This window comes from Pseudomonas cichorii (assembly GCF_018343775.1).
Classification (GTDB): Bacteria; Pseudomonadota; Gammaproteobacteria; order Pseudomonadales; family Pseudomonadaceae; genus Aquipseudomonas; species Aquipseudomonas cichorii.
On sequence record NZ_CP074349.1, the window covers coordinates 1,690,106 to 1,707,171 of the forward strand.

Consider the following 17,066-nt stretch of genomic DNA (forward strand, 5'->3'; position numbering starts at 1 on the left):
ACTTCATAACGAAAGGCAGTACCGATCCCCGGTTCCGGGAATTGGCCGGACGGTCATGTCACTGGTCGGCCATCAAGGTGTGCCGACTGAACGCTCAGCGCAGCGAACTCGTCCATAACTCTGTGTCGGGTGTCTTGCTCATCGCCACGACATCACTTGCTCTGGAGAGAACCTCATGATTCCAACCCCGGCTGCATACCCCGTCGCAGAGCATTTGGCCGAAGGCCATGAAGTTGTTGTCAACATGCGTCCCTTGCTTGTCTGCCTTTCCCATTTACGCTGGGGATTTGTCTACCAGCGCCCTCAACACCTGATGACGCGCATGGCGCGGCGCTACGATGTACTGTTTTTCGAGGAGCCACTGACAGCCGAGGGTCAGCAGGCTCATCTGCAACTGTTTCTTCAGGCCAATGGTGTGACGGTGGCGACGCCGTATCTGCCTGCCGGGCTGAATGCCGAGCAGACCGAACAGCAACTTCGCGAGCTGCTCGATGATTACCTGCTGCGCAATCCACGCGAGGTTTTGCTGCGCTGGTATTTCACACCCATGAGCCTGGGCTTCAGCGAGCATCTGTCGGCCCGTGGCACTGTCTATGACTGCATGGACGAGCTCTCGGCATTCAAGGGGGCGCCGCCACAGTTGCTTGAACGCGAGCAGCGTCTGCTGGCGCTGGCGGATGTGGTGTTCACGGGTGGCGTCAGCCTGTGGGAGGCCAAGCGTGCCCAGCACGGCAATGTCCATGCGATGCCCAGCAGTGTCGATATCGAACATTTCGCCAGTGCCCGACAGGCATTGCCCGAGCCCGCCGATCAGGCCGGTATCGCTCATCCGCGACTGGGCTTTTTCGGGGTCGTGGATGAGCGTCTCGATCTCGTCTTGCTGGAAGGACTGGCCCGGCAGCGACCTGACTGGCACCTGGTGGTCCTTGGCCCTGTGGTCAAGATCGATCTGGCCAGTCTGCCGAGTCTGCCCAACATTCATTACCTGGGCGCCAGGGCCTACAGCGAATTGCCCGCTTACCTGAGTGGCTGGGACGTGGCGCTGATGCCCTTTGCGCTCAATGAAGCCACACGTTTCATCAGTCCGACCAAGACACCTGAATACCTTGCAGGTGGCTGCCCGGTGGTGAGTACGCCGATCCGCGATGTGGTGCGCACCTATGGCGCTTGCCCGGTGGTACACATTGCCGAAGATGTCCCCGGTTTCGTCACTGCCATCGAAGCCGCGCTGATCCAGCGCCAGGACCGTGATGCGTTGTTTCATCTGGCCGATCAGGCCCTGGCCGGTATGAGCTGGGATTGCACCTGGAACGCCATGATGGAGCACATCACATGCCTCGCCTGACACTTGAACAGGCCCGCTACCGTGCCGGGCAATTGCAAGGGGAAGGCGGCGCACCCTTCTACGACTATCTCATCGTCGGCGCCGGTTTCGCGGGCAGCGTGCTGGCCGAGCGACTGGCCTGCGGGCTTGGGCTGAAAGTATTGCTGATCGACCGTCGTGGGCATATCGGCGGCAATGCCTACGATCATCTGGACGAAGCCGGGATCCTGGTTCATCGCTATGGACCGCATATCTTCCACACCAATGCGCAACGGATTGTCGATTACCTGTCGCGCTTCACCGAATGGCGTCCCTATGAGCATCGAGTATTGGCTCAGGTGCGTGGGCAACAGGTGCCGGTGCCGATCAACCTGACCACGCTCAATCGGCTGTATGGCCTGGAACTGGACGAGGCGGGCGCCGAGCGCTTTCTTGCCCAACGCGCCGAGCCGGTCGACCCGATACGCAGCGCCGAGGACGTGGTGGTCGGTCAGGTGGGGCGCGAGCTGTACGAGCTGTTCTTTCGTGGCTACACCCGCAAGCAATGGGGGCTCGATCCGGCTCAGCTTGATCGTTCGGTCACTGCCCGTGTGCCAGCGCGGACCAACGCCGATGACCGCTATTTCACCGACAGCTTTCAGATGATGCCGCAGCAGGGCTACACCGCCATGTTCGAGCGAATGCTCAATCATCCGGGCATCGACATTCTGTTGGGTGTGGATTTCGCCGAGATCGACCGGTTATTGCCCCGTGGCCATCTGGTGTATTGCGGGCCGGTGGACGAATACTTCGGCCATTCCCTTGGGCGTCTGCCTTACCGTTCCCTGCGTTTCGAGCACCGGACCCTGGCGCAGGAGCGCTTTCAAGACGTGGCGGTGGTCAACTATCCCGACGAGACGGTGCCCCATACCCGCGTCACCGAGTACAAGCACCTGACCGGCCAGGAGCATGCGCAAACCAGCGTGACCTATGAATACCCCTGCGCCGAAGGTGATCCTTATTACCCGGTGCCGGCTGCGGAAAATGCCGCGCTGTATCAACGCTACAAGGATCTGGGGGATGCCACCGAAGGCGTGACCTTCCTCGGTCGGCTGGGCACCTACAAGTACTACAACATGGATCAGGTGGTGGGACAGGCGTTGGCGCTTTACCAACGTATTGCTCAGACCCGCGGCGCAACGGCCGAGGGCGCTTCTCATGAGCGAGCCTGAAGCGTTCGCCAGTTTTCTCATGGGAGGCTTTGAATGCACCAGCAGCCGTCGCGGCGACGGGAAGCGTCTGGACCTGATTGCCTCAACCGGGCATGACCGCTGGGCCGAGCAGGATTATCGCAGCCTTGCCGGGTATGGAATGCGCACGGTACGCGACGGCGTGCGCTGGCACCTGATCGAGCCACGTCCCGGCCATTATGACTTCAGCAGTCTGGAGCCGCTGTTGCTGGCTGCCACGAGGACCGGCACTCAGGTGATCTGGGATCTCGGTCACTACGGATATCCGGACGATCTGGATATCTGGCGACCGGTCTTCGTCGAGCGTTTCGCCCGCATGGCCCAGGCGGTGGCCAGGCGGGTGCGCGAGTCCAGTGATGCCGTGCCGTTTTACTGCCCGATCAACGAGCCCTCTTTCTGGGCATGGGGCGGTGGCGAGGTCGGCTATTTCTATCCGCTGGGCCATAAGCGCGGCACCGAACTCAAGCACCAGTTGGTGCGTGCGAGCATTGCAGCCATGAGCGCCATTCGCGAGGTCGATTCACGGGCGCGTTTCATCCATGCCGATCCATTGATTCATGTTCGTGCTGTGCGACAGCGGGCCGGTGATGTCGAAGCGGCCGAGGCCTATCGCATGGCTCAGTACGAAAGCTGGGACCTGATCAGTGGCCGAAGCTGGCCTGGCCTGGGAGGGCATGAGGCTTTTCTGGATATCCTCGGCGTGAACTTCTATCCACATAATCAATGGTACCTGGACGGGCCGACGATCCGTCTCGGCGAGCCACATTTTCGGCCATTGGTTGGCATGCTGATGGAAGTTCACGCCCGTTATGGCCGCCCTCTGGTGATCAGCGAAACCGGTACCGAGGGTATCGGGCGCGGGCCATGGCTGGATTATGTCGGGGAACAGGCAATCCTGGCATTGATCAAGGGCGTCGATCTGCGTGGCCTGTGCCTGTACCCGGTGCTCGACTATCCCGGCTGGGATGACGACCGATACTGCAACAGCGGCCTGCTTGGTTATGCCGATGCCAGTGGCTTGCGCCCCGAAGACCCGCCGACCCGCGAAGCCCTGGCCCGCTTCGCTTTACGTCTGGCTGAAGCCCGAGTACGTATTCCCAAGAGGCCGCCCGCATGAACATTGCGCAAAGTGTGCCGCCCAACCCGAATGCCGGACGTTTTCTGTGGGGCTACGCCAGGCGTCGGCCATGGGCCTATGGCGGTATGGCAACGCTGGTGATCGCCGCCGCCAGTTGCGCAGTGGCCGTGCAGTACGGCATGAAGCTGCTGGTCGACAGCATGGGCGGCGAGGGGAATCGTTCCGGGGTCTGGTTCGCCTTCGGGTTGTTTATCTTTCTGATCGCCATCGAAAACCTGTTCTGGCGTCTGGGTGGCTGGCTGGGCTGCCGCACGGTGGTCGCCAGTTGCGCGGACATGCGGGTGGACCTGTTCAGCCACCTGACCGGACACCCGATGCGCTACTTTGCCGAGCACTACGCCGGAGCCCTGGGCAGCCGCATTTCGGCCACCGGCGCGGCGGCAGGGCAGATCTACAGTGCGCTGTTGTGGAAGATCATTCCGCCCTGCGTCGATTTTCTCGGCGCGGTGGTGATACTGGCCACGGTACGCATCCAGATGGCACTGGCGCTGGTGGCTTTCGTGGTGCTGGTGGCGGCGATCATCACCTTCTTCGGCATTCGCGGGCGCAGTCGTCATCAGCTATATGCGGCGCAAGCGGCCAGTGTGGGCGGTGAGCTTGTGGATCTGGTCAACAACGTCTGGACGATCAAGGCCTTCGCGGCACGGGATCGGGAACGGCTGAGGCTGGATGCCAAGATCCGCACCGAGGCACGGGCGCAGAGTCGTAGCTGGATGTACGTTGAAAAGGCGCGAGTGCTGCATGACCTGTGTCTGGCGAGCATGGCCGGGACCATGCTGGCCTGGTCCATTCTGCTCTGGACGCGCGGGGCCGTGAGCGTCGGTGACGTGGTGATGGTCAGCGCGCTGACGTTTCGCATCCTGCATGGCTCACGGGATCTGGCGCTGGCGTTGGTCGAGACCAGCCAGCATATGGGGGCCATTGGCGATACGCTGGCCGTTATCGCCAAGCCCTACGAACTCAGCGATACCGAGCAGGAATGGGCCGTACCATCCGGTGCCATCGAACTGCAAGAGGTTGGCTATGCCTATCCTGGCGGCAGGCAGGTGTTGTGCGGGCTGACCTTGCGCATCGAGCCGGGGCAAAGAGTGGGCATCGTCGGCCCGTCCGGCGCAGGCAAAACCACGTTGCTGGGCTTGCTGCAACGTCTGGATGACGTCAGTACGGGGAGCATTCGCATCGATGGCCGCGACCTTCGGCAGATCAGCCAGGACAGCCTGCGCCGACAGATAGCCGTAGTGCCTCAGGAGCCAACCTTGTTCAACCGCAGCATCTACGAAAACATTGCTTACGGTAGACCCGAGGCCACTCGCGAGGAAGTGATCGCAGCCGCCCGCAATGCTTATTGCCACGAGTTCATCGACCAGTTGCCCCAAGGCTATGACGCGCTGGTGGGCGAGCGGGGCGTGATGCTCTCTGGCGGTCAGCGCCAGCGCCTCGGCATAGCCCGGGCCTTTCTCAAGAACGCCCCGATCCTGTTACTCGACGAAGCCACCGCCGCCCTGGATTCAAGCTCCGAAGCCATCATCCAGTCAGCGCTCAGCAGCCTGATGCGCGGCCGCACAGTCCTTGCCATCGCCCATCGATTGACCACACTTACCAGGTTCGATCGGGTGCTGGTGATTCAGCAAGGCCGTATCGTCGAAGACGGCCCACCCGAGCAATTACGCAGCGCGGGCGGGCTGTTTCAAACGCTCTGGCAGGCCCAGGAAATGGGCCGCCAGGATTGACGGCAATGGGGTTGCAGTGATGAAGTACGTTTGAATTCATTGGCGGTGCTGATAGTGACTATCAGAAATCAGAGATTCTATTCCCTGTAATAAATATGGAAAATGCGCGCATTGGACATACGGCTCGATGAGCCGTTTTTTATTTCAGGATCTTCACATGCGCCTTTTAACTCTCCCGGCCTTTGCCGTCGTTTTTGCGTTGTTGAGTGGCTGCGCTTCTGCACCGAATCAACCGACGCTTATTTTGCAAACCAGTAAGGCTCCCGATGAATACGTGCAGTGTGTAATGCCCAAACTGCAGGAACATTCATTGAACCCGGTGTTGTCGCAATCCCAGCGGCACTACAGGATTGTCGTCTCCAGCCCGGTAGCGGCTGACAACGTTATTGAGGCCTACAAGGCTCCGGCAGGCGGAAAAGTGTTTTTGTATGAGCGCCAGCTATTGGCATCGACGCTCATCACTTCCCGATTCGAGCGGGCGGCGCAGGAGTGTTTGTGACGACGATGCCACAAACCTTGCTATGCCTATCCATCAACGCACCGACGTTGAATCAATGAAAGCCGCCAGGTCACGATTGAAGCGTTCTGCTTCCTCTACGAAGGGAGCATGGCCTGAGTGTTCATAGAGTTTGCTCTGCACATTCGGATTCAGTTGCGTAGCGCGTGCAATCGAAGGCCGGGCCTGTACCAGTGCGTCGCGCGAGCCATACAGCAATAACACCGGCACCTTTGCATTGCCCAGGCCCCTGGCGGCTTCCACGGTCATGGACTGAACAGCCTTTTGCATGTTCCAGGACGCCATCGCGGCATTGGCAAACAACCGCTCGAAGGTCTGGGTGTCGGGCGGTGTGTGGAAGCACAGGGCAAGGAATGTGCGCACGGTATCGAGGTGGGTCTTCAGGTCGGTGGAGTTCAGGTCCCGGTAAACCTCGGGATGCGCCACGATCTGCTCGGGCTTCAGTTCGATGACGCCGTTGACATACAGTGCGCCTGCAATCCGGCTGTCACCATACCTGGCCAGATAGTTGGAGATGACCACACCGCCCAGCGACCAGCCCGCCAGCACAGGCTTTTCAGCGTGCGAGGCTTTTATGACTGCGGCGAGGTCATCGGCCCAGCGGTTTCCGTCGGCATACGCCTGAGCATCCGAAGGCTTGCCGGAGAGGCCGTGGCCGCGCAGGTCATAGGTGATCATTCGATAGCGTTGCAGCAGCGGGCTGTTTACCTGAGCGTCCCAGTTCAAGTGGCTGCCGAGCAGGCCATGAATGAAAACGATGGCCGGGCCGTCCGGGTTGCCGGCCTCCTGAACTGCCAGAGTGACGCCGTCGGGTGCTGTAACCGTATAGCTTTTCGTTTGCGCCTGGGCGAGCGCCGAAGTGGCCAACAGGATTGCTGAGACAAGCAGTGTGTAGAAGCGATGCAAAGCTGGTTGAAGGGACACGATATGACTCCGGGTTCAAGGGTTGCCCGCAGTCTCAACCCTCACTCAAGTGTGAGGGTCAAGCAAAAAAACGTGTTACCTTTCCTGCCCGGCCTCAGGTCAGCATCCATGACAAAGCCCACCCCAAAAAGCACCATGAGCATTGGCGAACTCGCACGAGAAACCGGCGCCAGTGTGCGTTCGATCCGCCATTACGATGAGCATGGTTTGCTCAAGTCCATGCGCGCCAACAACGGCTATCGCACGTTTCCTGCGATAGCTGTCACGCAAGTCAGACAGATCCAGCGCATGATCGCAACGGGGTTCAGCCTGGCAGAGATCCGCAGCTTTCCCGACTGCATGCGCATGATAGAAGGTGCTGCGGTGTGCCCGGATACCACCGCTGCGCAACGTGAACGGCTGGCCTCCATAGAGCAGCAGATCAACGATCTGGAGCGTCGTCGGGTACGACTGCTCAAGATGCTGTCGGAAGGTGTGGTTCCGCCTCTGGATGCTGTGTAGGAGCGAATTTATTCGCGAAAACGGTAATTCGCGAATAAATTTCCTCCGGTTTCGCGGCAGCATTAAGGTATGACTCGATGTTCGAGCTGACAAGTTATCTGGGACTCTTTGCGGTGGCATTCGGCGCTGCCACGCTGTTACCGCTGCAGTCCGAAGCCGTGCTGGTCGGCATGCTGCTTTCGGAGCGCTATGCAACGGTTCTGCTCCTGCTGGTTGCCACGTCAGGCAATGTCCTGGGATCAGCCGTGAACTGGTATCTGGGGCGTTCCATCGAACGCTTTCGGCATCGGCGCTGGTTTCCGGTCAGCGAGCGTCATCTGGACAAGGCCCAGCACACTTACAAGCGCTACGGACGCTGGGCGCTACTGTTCAGTTGGGTGCCGATCATCGGCGACCCCATCACCATGATCGCGGGCGTCATGCGCGAGCCGTTCTGGCGTTTTCTGCTGATCGTCACGCTGGCGAAAGGGGTGCGCTACCTGGTGCTGACGGCGATGACGCTGGGGTGGGCGTTGTGATTGCTGCGGGTTACCGTGTCTTCAATACTTCTGAGCACATATCAATGAATGCGCGCAGCTTTGGCTGGTTGCGGGCCGATCGTGGAAAGTAGAGAAACAGCCCGTCACTACTCGGGGAGCTATCAAGCAGTGCAGGCTCGAGCGTGCCGTTGGCCAGTTCACGCGAGGTGTGAAAGGTTGAGGAGTAGATGAGCCCGACGCCTTTGACGGCCAGGCTGCGCATCAGCTCTCCGTCATTGACGGTAATGGCGCTGTTTGGCTCTATCCTGACGGTTTCCTTGTTTTCGACGAACTCCCAGCGATAGATATCGCCCTTTTCCGGGCGACGAAACCGAATGCATTCGTGATGTAGGAGATCCTGGGATACCTTCGGTTTTCCGTGGGTCCTGAAGTATTCCGGCGACCCGAAGACAGCCCACTGGAAGGGTTTTGAAAGCCGCACCGCGATCATGTCCTGCTCAATGTATGAGCCGATCAGAATGCCCGCGTCATAACCTTCCGAGACAAAGTTCTCATGGCGATTGCTGACGGTGATGTCCACATTCAACCTGGGCCAGGCTTCACGAAAGGCGGGTAAGACAGGCTCTATCACATGTGGCAGGGCCAGGCGCTCCACGATGAGCCTGAGCGTTCCCGATGGAGCCTTTGCCGACTGAGCTGCATCTTCCAGCCCTGTTGCAATGGCTTGTGCTGCCGGCTCGACTCTCGACAGCAGGTTTATACCTGCTTCTGTCAGCGCCATCTTGCGGGTGGTGCGATGAAAGAGTTGCACACCCAGGCGATGTTCCATTTTCTGCAAGGCCTGGCTAACCGCTCCTGGCGTTTTGCCAAGATCGAGAGCGGCTTTACGAATACTCAGTCGCCTGGATATCGCCAGAAATTCTGACAATCCATCAAAGCTGTCGGGGTGGTTCATCTGGTTTCTTCATGCCGATTCGGTGCGCCATGGACCGGTGCACTGTACGTCATTTTTCAGTGCCAATTCATGCTTATTACATTGTTTTATTAAACAGTCTGTTCGGCCCTGACCGGCTATTTCATCGCTTTGGTTACGAATACAGTGATTGCAACAGCCAATAACTTGATGGAAGTAAACATGTCGATTGCAAGGTACTTTGCGGGGCTTGTCTGTGCGATTGCCGCATTTGCAGTTTTCGCGACTCCCGTTTTTGCCCAGGAAAATCAGAAGCGCGAAAGAATACTGCTCGTCGTTTCCAGTCTGGATAAAAAGACTCCTGACCAGGTTGGGGGCTTCTGGTTTCCAGAGCTTACCCATCCGGTCGAGGTCTTCGACAAGGCAGGGCTGGACTACGATATCGCCAGCCCGAAAGGGGGACTGGCTCCGTTCGATGGTTTCGACCTCAATGACAAGGCGACCCTTGCATTCTGGACCCGCCCGGAACACCGCAACAAGCTTGGCAACACCCTCAAACTGTCGGATGTGGACCCGTCTGAATACGCGGCGGTCCTGCTGGTAGGCGGCCATGGCCCGATGTGGGACTTTGTTCGTAATCCTGAACTCGATGGCATCGTGCGTACGATTTATGAGAACAAGGGGATTGTCAGTGCCGTCTGCCATGGCCCGGCAGGTCTGATCGATGTGAAGCTCAGCAATGGCGAGCGCTTGATCAAGGGGCGTCGTCTTACGGGGTTTACAGCCGAGGAAGAGGCTTCGCGCAATTACGACAAGATCGTTCCCTTTGAGCTGGAAAGCGCTTTGAAGGCCGCAGGCGCAACGTTTGAAGAAGCACCGGTCTTTGAGAACCGTGTGGTGGTCGATGGTCGTCTGGTGACGGGCCAGAACCCTGCCTCTGCAACGACCCTGGGAGAGGCTGTCGTCAAACTTCTTCAAGCCAGAGCGCAATAAGACAGGACAGCCAGTGCGGTCATCTCCATGACTGCACTGGTTTGCGAGCCCGGGTGTCGAGGAATATGAAATGCAATGCTTTGCCCGTGTAGTGAGGGCCACACAGTTACTGAGTGTTTTTGGGTTGCTGTTATCAGGCCCTTTCGCCAATGCGGCCGATATTCATGTGCTGGCTACCACGGCACTGAAGCCGGCCTTCGAGAAGATGGCCGCCGCCGATTTCGAGTCATCAACCCGTCATCGTCTGATTTTTTCCTGAGGAGCCTCTTATGGCGCAGCTCCCGATGCATTGCCTGTGCGTATCAAGAGTGGCGAGGTGGTCGATGTGGCGATAATGCTCAGCCCGGCGCTGGATGAGCTAGTCCGGTCGGGATATTTATTTGCCGATACTAAAGTCGATCTCGCCACATCGCGTGTCGGGTTGGCGATCAAGGCAGGAGCGCTTCAGCCTGATATCTCTACTGCTGATAACTTGCGTAGCGTGCTGCTTGCCGCCAGGTCTGTCGCATTTTCCAGTGGCGTGAGCGGGGTTTATGTGGCGCGAACCCTGTTTCCTCAATTAGGTATTGCCGACCGGTTAAAGCCGAAAAGTGTGATTGTCGAAGCGCCGGAGCTGGTTGGGCATGCACTGATGCGTGGCGATGCAGAAGTGGGTCTGCAACAAATGAGCGAGTTGCTTGCAGTGCCGGGCATTCACGTCGTAGGGCCATTGCCCGATGCTGCCCAGAACGTCAATGTGATTGCTGCGGCGGTTGCAGAAAATGCTGTGCAACCCCACGCAGCCCAGGCCTGGATTAACTACTTGAGCACTTCTCCCGCTCTACAGGTGTTGAAGCATTCGGGGTTCGATGTCACGGCGGTGCAATGACCCTGTCCGTAGTGACACCTTTTCCCAGGCGGATTGCTTAACCCTCAAGTACTTCTGGAATCCTTGCAATCACCTTGATCTCGAAATCAAAGCCATAAAGCCAGGTGACGCCCACTGCCGTCAGTGTCGGGTGCGGTGCCTGGCCCCAGAACTCAGGGAACACCGTCCAGATTTTCTCGAACTTCGATTCGGGGTCGACCATGAAGACGGTGACATCGACTACGTCATCGAAGGTGCAACCCGCCTCTTTCAGGATGGCATTCAGATTGTTGAAGGCTGTCCTGACCTGTACCACCAGATCCTGCTCCGGCGAGCCGTCTTCCTTGCTGCCGACCTGGCCGGAAACGAACAGAAAGCCATTGGAGCGGATCGCAGGCGAATAGCGATTGCGTTCATAAAGCTCCAGGCGTCCGGCGGGGAAAACTGCATCACGCTTTGTCATGGTTGATCTCCATCGACAGGTCGGGGTGACCGGTCATTAACGATGGGAGAACTCTAAGGGCTTGTATCCGGGCGATAAACGAGCAACTGTAGCTATCACTGTTTGTAAAAACCAAACAATCCAACAGCTATTCGGGGTGGAGATGGATCGTTTCGATGCGATGCAGGCTTTTGCGCGGGTGGTAGAGGCGGGGAGTTTTACCAAAGCAGCCGAAACCCTGCACATGAGTAAGACCACTGTGACGCAACTGGTGCAGCAACTGGAAGCCCGCTTGCGGGTCAAGTTGCTCAACCGAACGACGCGCAAGGTCAATGTCACGGCTGATGGCGCGGTTTATTACGAGCGCGTTGTCAGGCTGCTGGCTGACCTGGACGATGCCGAAACCAGCCTGTCCAGCGCTTCGGCCTTGCCCAGAGGGCGGCTGCGGGTGGATGTGCCCAGCCCGTTTGCCAGCACGATTCTGATGCCGGCCCTGCCTGAGTTTCATGCGCGATACCCGGATATCCAGATCGATATGGGCGTCAGCGACCGTATCGTGGATGTGATCGGTGAGAATGTGGATTGTGTGGTTCGCGGTGGCGAGTTGACCGACCAATCCCTGATGGCTCGGCGTGTCGGTGATCTCAGGCTTGGCGTGTATGCGGCACCGAGCTATCTGGAGCGGGTCGGCAAACCTGCGCATCCGCGAGAGCTGGAGGATTCCCATCACCGCATCGTCGGTTTCCTGTGGGCGCGTACCGGCAAGGCCCTGCCTTATGCCATGCACCGCGAGGGTGAGAGTCTTCATGTCCATGGGCGTTACGTGCTGGCGGTGGACGATGGCAATGCCTACCTGGCTGCAGGTCTGGCCGGCATGGGTGTTCTGTGGGTGCCAGACTACATGGCCAAAGCTCATCTGGAGCGGGGTGATCTGGTGCCGCTGTTCAAGGATTGGCGCATGGATTCTATGCCGATGTACGTGGCATTTCCGCCCAACCGGCATATCAGTCTCAAGCTTCGGGTATTTATCGATTGGGTAGCTGAGCTGATGACGCAACATGCGCCTGTCATTGACCGGCGCGGAGTCTGAATCAGGCTGTCACTGGCTGCGATCCCTGACTGCTGCGAGCCATCTGGAAACAACCTCCATTTCCTCATCGCTGAACGCTTGGGTCAGTTTTTCATTCAGCGGTGCCAGTTCCGATGTGGCCTGCAAGGTCGCTGTCCGGCCTGCATCCGTCAGCCACAAACGAAAGCTGCGTTTGTCATGTTCATCGACGCGGCGCTCGATCAGCCCCGACTTGACCATGCGGTCCGCCAGCCCGGTCATGGCCGAGGGGGCGATATCCAGCGCCAGCGCGACTTCGCCGCTGAGAGCCCCATCCTGCCCGTTGAGTACAAAGAGAGCGCCAGCCTGGGTTGCGCTGATGCCCGCTCGATTCGAGATATGCCGTTCTATGTATCTGGACAGGCTCTTTTGAGCGGCATTCAACAAATAGACGTAGCGACGGTCATGCGCCATTCGGATTACCCGGTAACTGAGTTTCCAGCCATCTTGCCACTACTGGCCATAGCGTGTCGGCATGTTGTTGACGGAAAAAGCCCAGATGCCCTATCGCTGAGCCGCCGCTGTCTGCCGGGCCAAACTGGCGTCGTTCTACAGTACAGCCAGTCAGGTGTCCCGCCATCAAGTCGATGGCTTCGGCGGGGGCCCATGGATCATCGTCGACACCCACGGCCAGAATCGGCAACGTCGGTCGAGCGAAGCGGGCAGAGGCGTTGACCGAGGGGTCGTCAAAGAAGTACTGGCGAAGGCTGGTCCAGCGTGACCACTCGCGCATGACATCTGCTGGCAGATCTTCGCCAATCCCCAGCCTGCGCCCCGGAAAGTAGCCCAGAAAATTTGCGCTGATCGGGCCCAGGGCTTTGAGCAGGATCGCCACTTTCAAGCGCTCCTGCCAGGGCCTTATAAATCTCAGGCAGCCCGCGTGGGCGCATACAGTCACCGCCGCCTTGAGTTTGCTGCTGCTTTCGCATAACCCGATGGCATGCCCGCCGAAGCTATGGCCCACCGCCAGGTGAGGAATACCGCTGTACTGCCCGGACACCCAGTGGGTGACGGTTTCGACATCGTTGTCAGCCCACGAAATAAACCCCGCCTTGACGGTTTTCGGATGAGGCCCGTTCCTGCTGACTCCCCGGTAGTTGTAGGTGATGACCGTGAAACCGTTGGCGACCAGATAGTGAGCGAACGGGAAGTACATGCGCTCGGTGACACCCGTCGCCGGGTTGATCTGAACCACTGCCTTTGCAGGGCTGGCGCCGTTATGGAGAGTCACTTCGACGTTATAGCCGTCACGGCAGGTGATCGAGTGGTTTGTCGTCTTCATGGGATTTATTTCGTATGTGAAGTAAATTATTTAACATGCGAAATATATCGCCGCAAGCATTTTATTGAGGCGGCCGGGAAGCCGGGATGAATGAGCGGTCAATAAAAAACCCCATCACAAGGATGGGGTTCTTTTAACGCTGTGTTTCGTGCTTACGCTTGAACGACCGGGATATTGGCGTTCGCAGCGGCTTCGCGGAACTCGGCGATCTGATCGAAGCTCAGGTAGCGGTATACGTCCGCTGCCATGGTGTCGATCTGGTTCGCGTAGCTCATGTACTCCTCGACGGTCGGCAGGCGACCCAGGATCGAAGCGACGGACGCCAGCTCGGCCGAAGCCAGGTAGACGTTCGCGCCGTCACCCAGACGGTTCGGGAAGTTACGGGTCGAAGTCGAAACCACGGTGGAGTTCGGTTCTACGCGAGCCTGGTTACCCATGCACAGCGAGCAGCCCGGCATTTCCATGCGTGCGCCAGCCTTGCCGTAGATGCCGTAGTAGCCTTCTTCGGTCAGTTGGTGAGCGTCCATCTTGGTCGGAGGCGACAGCCACAGACGAGTTGGCAACTGGCCTTTGACCTGATCCAGCAACTTGCCCGCAGCGCGGAAGTGGCCGATGTTGGTCATGCAGGAACCGATGAACACTTCGTCGATCTTCTCGCCCTGTACCGAAGACAGCAGGCGTGCGTCGTCCGGGTCGTTCGGCGCGCAGAGCACAGGCTCCTTGACGTCGGCCAGGTCGATTTCGATGATTTCGGCGTACTCGGCGTCCTTGTCGGCTTCCAGCAGCTCAGGGTTGGCAATCCAGGCTTCCATCGCCTTGGCGCGGCGCTCCAGAGTGCGTGGATCTCCGTAGCCTTGCTCGATCATCCAGCGCAGCAGGGTGATGTTGGAGTTCAGGTACTCGATGATCGGCTCTTTTGCCAGCTTGATGGTGCAACCGGCAGCCGAACGTTCGGCCGAAGCGTCGGACAGCTCGAAAGCCTGTTCGATGCTGAGGTTTTCCAGACCTTCGATCTCCAGAATGCGGCCGGAGAAGGCGTTCTTCTTGCCTTTCTTCTCTACGGTCAGCAGGCCAGCCTGGATGGCGTAGTAAGGAATGGCGTGAACCAGGTCGCGCAGGGTGATGCCAGGTTGCAGCTTGCCCTTGAAGCGGACCAGGATCGACTCAGGCATGTCCAGCGGCATAACGCCGGTGGCAGCAGCGAACGCGACCAGACCGGAACCGGCCGGGAAGGAGATACCGATCGGGAAGCGGGTGTGGGAGTCGCCACCGGTGCCGACGGTGTCAGGCAGCAGCATGCGGTTCAGCCAGCTGTGGATGATGCCGTCGCCTGGACGCAGGGAAACACCGCCACGGGTCATGATGAAATCAGGCAGCGTGTGGTGAGTCTTGACGTCGATCGGCTTTGGATAAGCAGCAGTGTGGCAGAAGGACTGCATGACCAGATCGGTGGAGAAGCCCAGGCAAGCCAGATCTTTCAGCTCGTCGCGGGTCATCGGGCCAGTGGTGTCCTGGGAACCGACGGTGGTCATCTTCGGTTCGCAGTAGGTGCCCGGACGGATACCTTCTACGCCGCATGCCTTGCCGACCATTTTCTGCGCCAGGGTGAAACCCTTGGTGCTGGCAGCCGGCTGATCCGGAGTCTTGAACAGATCCGATGGTGGCAGGCCCAGCTCGGCGCGTGCCTTGCCGGTCAGACCGCGACCGATGATCAGAGGGATACGGCCACCGGCACGTACTTCGTCGAGCAGGACCGGAGTCTTCATCTCGAAGGTGGTCAGGACTTCGTCGCTGTTGTGCTTGGTGACTTTGCCTTCATGCGGGTACAGGTCGATCACGTCGCCCATGTGCATGTTGGAAACGTCGAATTCGATTGGCAGTGCGCCAGCATCTTCCATGGTGTTGTAGAAGATCGGGGCGATCTTGCTGCCGAAGCAGAAACCGCCGGCACGCTTGTTCGGAACATAAGGAACGTCGTCGCCGAAGAACCACAGAACCGAGTTGGTTGCCGATTTACGCGAGGAACCGGTACCGACCACGTCACCGACGTAGGCGATAGGGAAACCCTGGCCGCGCATTTCTTCGATCTGCTTCATCGGGCCGATGGAGCCTTGCACGTCAGGCACGATGCCTTCACGGGCCATTTTCAGCATGGCCAGGGCGTGCAGCGGGATATCCGGACGGGACCAGGCATCCGGTGCCGGGGACAGGTCGTCGGTGTTGGTTTCGCCGGTGACCTTGAAGACGCGCAGGCTGATCTTGTCAGCCAGTACAGGGCGCTTCTTGAACCACTCGCCGTCAGCCCAGGATTGCAGGACGGCCTTGGCGTGCTCATTGCCGCTCTTGGCTTTTTCAGCGACGTCGTGGAAAGCATCGAACATCAGCAGGGTGTGCTTGAGCTGTTCGGCTGCGACCGGTGCCAGTTCGGCGTCGTCGAGCAACGCAACCAGAGTCACGATGTTGTAGCCACCTTGCATGGTGCCCAACAGTTCGGTAGCGCGTTTTTTGTCGATCAGCGGGGAAGTGGCTTCGCCCTTGGCCAGAGCAGACAGGAAGCCGGCCTTGACGTACGCCGCTTCGTCCACGCCTGGTGGAATGCGGTTGGTGATCAGGTCGACAAGGAAATCTTCTTCGCCAGCGGGAGGATTCTTCAGCAGCTCAATAAGGTCTGCAGTTTGTTCGGCGTTAAGCGGCTGGGGCACGATACCCTGGGCGGCACGCTCTTCGATGTGTTTGCGGTAGGCTTCAAGCACAGTATTACCCTCATCAGTGGTCCCAAATGGGTGTCCGGGACGCTCATCCAGAAATTGTCTGCACCCACGCAAGGCTTTCGAGCCTTGTTGGCAGGGTATCGGCAATTCCTAACGAAGCTGTTTTCAAAGTTTTACGCCTGCAGGACGGGGGGGATGTCAGGTCGACACGGCCATTCGTGATGAGGGAATGGCCTGTCGACACCGTACTGCGGGATTAACTTGACTGTGCTCGTGACGCTTTGAAAACAGCTTCTAACGGACATTGGCGCCTTCTAAGGCTCGACGATTCTACGGCAAAACTTCGCTAAAGGTAAGTTAGACCCTACATCTTCGGGGGTGACCCTTGTTAGACAAAGGGCTAACATGCCTTCTCGTTTCGCCTGCCCTTGTCCTGCCAGCCATGCCTGATCAAATCATCAAAACGCCTTGTGTCGGCCTTTGCTCCACTGTTTATGGGGACCTGGTGTGCCGTGGCTGCAAGCGTTTCCACCATGAGGTGGTCAACTGGAATGGCTACAACGAAGACGAGAAAAGAGCGGTCTGGCTGCGCCTGGAGCAACTGCTGGTCCAGGTGATGGCGGCCAAGCTCGAAGTCTTCGATGTCGAGAAGCTGCGCATGCAACTCGTCCAGCGCAAGATCCGCTTTGTGGCCCATCAGTCCGAATATTGCTGGGCCTATCAATTGATCGCTCGCGGTGCGCGGGTCATCAATCAGGTCGAGGCTTATGGCTTCGTGCTGCTGCCGGAGTTTCGCGACTGGGCACTGCCTGAATTGCGCGATGCTATCGACCGTGAGTTTTTCCTGCTGTCCGAAGCCCATTACCAGCGATATATCGCGCCGGGGTTCCTGAAGGATGCGCTCGGGGATTGAGATTTTCCTGCCGTG

General features: G+C 58.7%; 18 protein-coding genes. 12 read left to right on the forward strand and 6 right to left on the reverse strand.

Features of this window, described 5'->3' with window-relative positions; genetic code table 11:
- Window positions 1–244: 244 nt before the first annotated feature.
- From KGD89_RS07560 to KGD89_RS07580, 5 genes are all read left to right on the forward strand, one after another.
- Window positions 245–1,345, forward strand: coding sequence for a glycosyltransferase family 1 protein (locus KGD89_RS07560; protein WP_074568957.1), 1,101 nt, complete (start codon window positions 245–247; stop codon window positions 1,343–1,345).
- On the forward strand, window positions 1,333–2,535 hold the full coding sequence (glf, locus tag KGD89_RS07565; RefSeq protein ID WP_025259190.1) for a UDP-galactopyranose mutase: 1,203 nt from the start codon (window positions 1,333–1,335) through the stop codon (window positions 2,533–2,535). Before KGD89_RS07560 ends, glf begins: the two co-directional genes overlap by 13 nt.
- On the forward strand, window positions 2,522–3,670 hold the full coding sequence (locus tag KGD89_RS07570) for a beta-galactosidase (RefSeq protein ID WP_025259191.1): 1,149 nt from the start codon (window positions 2,522–2,524) through the stop codon (window positions 3,668–3,670). The genes glf and KGD89_RS07570 overlap by 14 nt, the downstream gene beginning before the upstream one ends.
- On the forward strand, window positions 3,667–5,421 hold the full coding sequence (locus KGD89_RS07575; RefSeq protein ID WP_025259192.1) for an ABC transporter ATP-binding protein: 1,755 nt from the start codon (window positions 3,667–3,669) through the stop codon (window positions 5,419–5,421). The genes KGD89_RS07570 and KGD89_RS07575 overlap by 4 nt, the downstream gene beginning before the upstream one ends.
- 157 nt (window positions 5,422–5,578) lie before the next feature.
- A complete protein-coding gene (locus KGD89_RS07580; RefSeq protein ID WP_025259193.1) occupies window positions 5,579–5,920 on the forward strand; it encodes a hypothetical protein in 342 nt (113 codons plus the stop codon).
- Between the two features lie 33 nt (window positions 5,921–5,953).
- Here KGD89_RS07580 and KGD89_RS07585 read toward each other — a convergent pair whose 3' ends face one another.
- Window positions 5,954–6,862, reverse strand: a complete 909-nt coding sequence (locus KGD89_RS07585) for an alpha/beta fold hydrolase (RefSeq protein WP_025259194.1) — start codon at window positions 6,860–6,862, stop codon at window positions 5,954–5,956.
- 108 nt (window positions 6,863–6,970) lie between these two features.
- Between KGD89_RS07585 and KGD89_RS07590 the strand changes: the two genes are divergently transcribed.
- Both KGD89_RS07590 and KGD89_RS07595 read left to right on the forward strand, forming a co-directional pair.
- Window positions 6,971–7,363, forward strand: coding sequence for a MerR family transcriptional regulator (locus KGD89_RS07590; RefSeq protein WP_025259195.1), 393 nt, complete (start codon window positions 6,971–6,973; stop codon window positions 7,361–7,363).
- 77 nt (window positions 7,364–7,440) lie between these two features.
- Window positions 7,441–7,881: a YqaA family protein gene (locus KGD89_RS07595; protein WP_025259196.1), complete on the forward strand. Its 441-nt coding sequence runs from the start codon at window positions 7,441–7,443 to the stop codon at window positions 7,879–7,881.
- Between the two features lie 10 nt (window positions 7,882–7,891).
- Here the strand turns inward: KGD89_RS07595 and KGD89_RS07600 are convergent, their stop codons facing one another.
- Window positions 7,892–8,797 carry a LysR family transcriptional regulator gene (locus KGD89_RS07600; protein ID WP_025259197.1) on the reverse strand — a complete coding sequence of 302 codons (906 nt, stop codon included), beginning with the start codon at window positions 8,795–8,797 and terminating at the stop codon, window positions 7,892–7,894.
- A 180-nt stretch (window positions 8,798–8,977) separates the two neighbouring features.
- On the opposite strand from KGD89_RS07600, the gene KGD89_RS07605 reads away from it, so the two are divergent.
- The 3 genes from KGD89_RS07605 to KGD89_RS07615 all read left to right on the forward strand — a co-directional run bounded on the left by KGD89_RS07605 (window position 8,978) and on the right by KGD89_RS07615 (window position 10,616).
- Window positions 8,978–9,748, forward strand: coding sequence for a type 1 glutamine amidotransferase domain-containing protein (locus KGD89_RS07605; RefSeq protein ID WP_025259198.1), 771 nt, complete (start codon window positions 8,978–8,980; stop codon window positions 9,746–9,748).
- 70 nt (window positions 9,749–9,818) lie between these two features.
- The gene (locus tag KGD89_RS07610; protein WP_051427718.1) at window positions 9,819–10,007 is read left to right on the forward strand and encodes a hypothetical protein; all 189 of its coding nucleotides are present in this window, start codon (window positions 9,819–9,821) and stop codon (window positions 10,005–10,007) included.
- A 36-nt stretch (window positions 10,008–10,043) separates the two neighbouring features.
- Complete coding sequence (locus KGD89_RS07615; protein ID WP_162883680.1) at window positions 10,044–10,616, forward strand: molybdate ABC transporter substrate-binding protein; 573 nt, start codon at window positions 10,044–10,046, stop codon at window positions 10,614–10,616.
- A gap of 37 nt (window positions 10,617–10,653) precedes the next feature.
- Here KGD89_RS07615 and KGD89_RS07620 read toward each other — a convergent pair whose 3' ends face one another.
- Complete coding sequence (locus tag KGD89_RS07620) at window positions 10,654–11,058, reverse strand: RidA family protein (protein WP_025259199.1); 405 nt, start codon at window positions 11,056–11,058, stop codon at window positions 10,654–10,656.
- 142 nt (window positions 11,059–11,200) lie between these two features.
- Here KGD89_RS07620 and KGD89_RS07625 point away from each other — a divergent pair, with 142 nt between their 5' ends.
- A complete protein-coding gene (locus KGD89_RS07625; RefSeq protein ID WP_025259200.1) occupies window positions 11,201–12,127 on the forward strand; it encodes a LysR family transcriptional regulator in 927 nt (308 codons plus the stop codon).
- 9 nt (window positions 12,128–12,136) lie between these two features.
- On the opposite strand, the gene KGD89_RS07630 is transcribed toward KGD89_RS07625, so the two are convergent.
- The 3 genes from KGD89_RS07630 to acnB all read right to left on the reverse strand — a co-directional run bounded on the left by KGD89_RS07630 (window position 12,137) and on the right by acnB (window position 16,180).
- Complete coding sequence (locus KGD89_RS07630; RefSeq protein WP_025259201.1) at window positions 12,137–12,559, reverse strand: MarR family winged helix-turn-helix transcriptional regulator; 423 nt, start codon at window positions 12,557–12,559, stop codon at window positions 12,137–12,139.
- Window positions 12,549–13,427, reverse strand: coding sequence for an alpha/beta hydrolase family protein (locus KGD89_RS07635; RefSeq protein WP_025259202.1), 879 nt, complete (start codon window positions 13,425–13,427; stop codon window positions 12,549–12,551). The genes KGD89_RS07630 and KGD89_RS07635 overlap by 11 nt, the downstream gene beginning before the upstream one ends.
- 152 nt (window positions 13,428–13,579) lie before the next feature.
- Window positions 13,580–16,180: a bifunctional aconitate hydratase 2/2-methylisocitrate dehydratase gene (gene acnB / locus KGD89_RS07640; protein WP_025259203.1), complete on the reverse strand. Its 2,601-nt coding sequence runs from the start codon at window positions 16,178–16,180 to the stop codon at window positions 13,580–13,582.
- Between the two features lie 400 nt (window positions 16,181–16,580).
- Between acnB and KGD89_RS07645 the strand changes: the two genes are divergently transcribed.
- Complete coding sequence (locus KGD89_RS07645; RefSeq protein WP_025259204.1) at window positions 16,581–17,051, forward strand: DUF1289 domain-containing protein; 471 nt, start codon at window positions 16,581–16,583, stop codon at window positions 17,049–17,051.
- Window positions 17,052–17,066 lie beyond the last annotated feature (15 nt).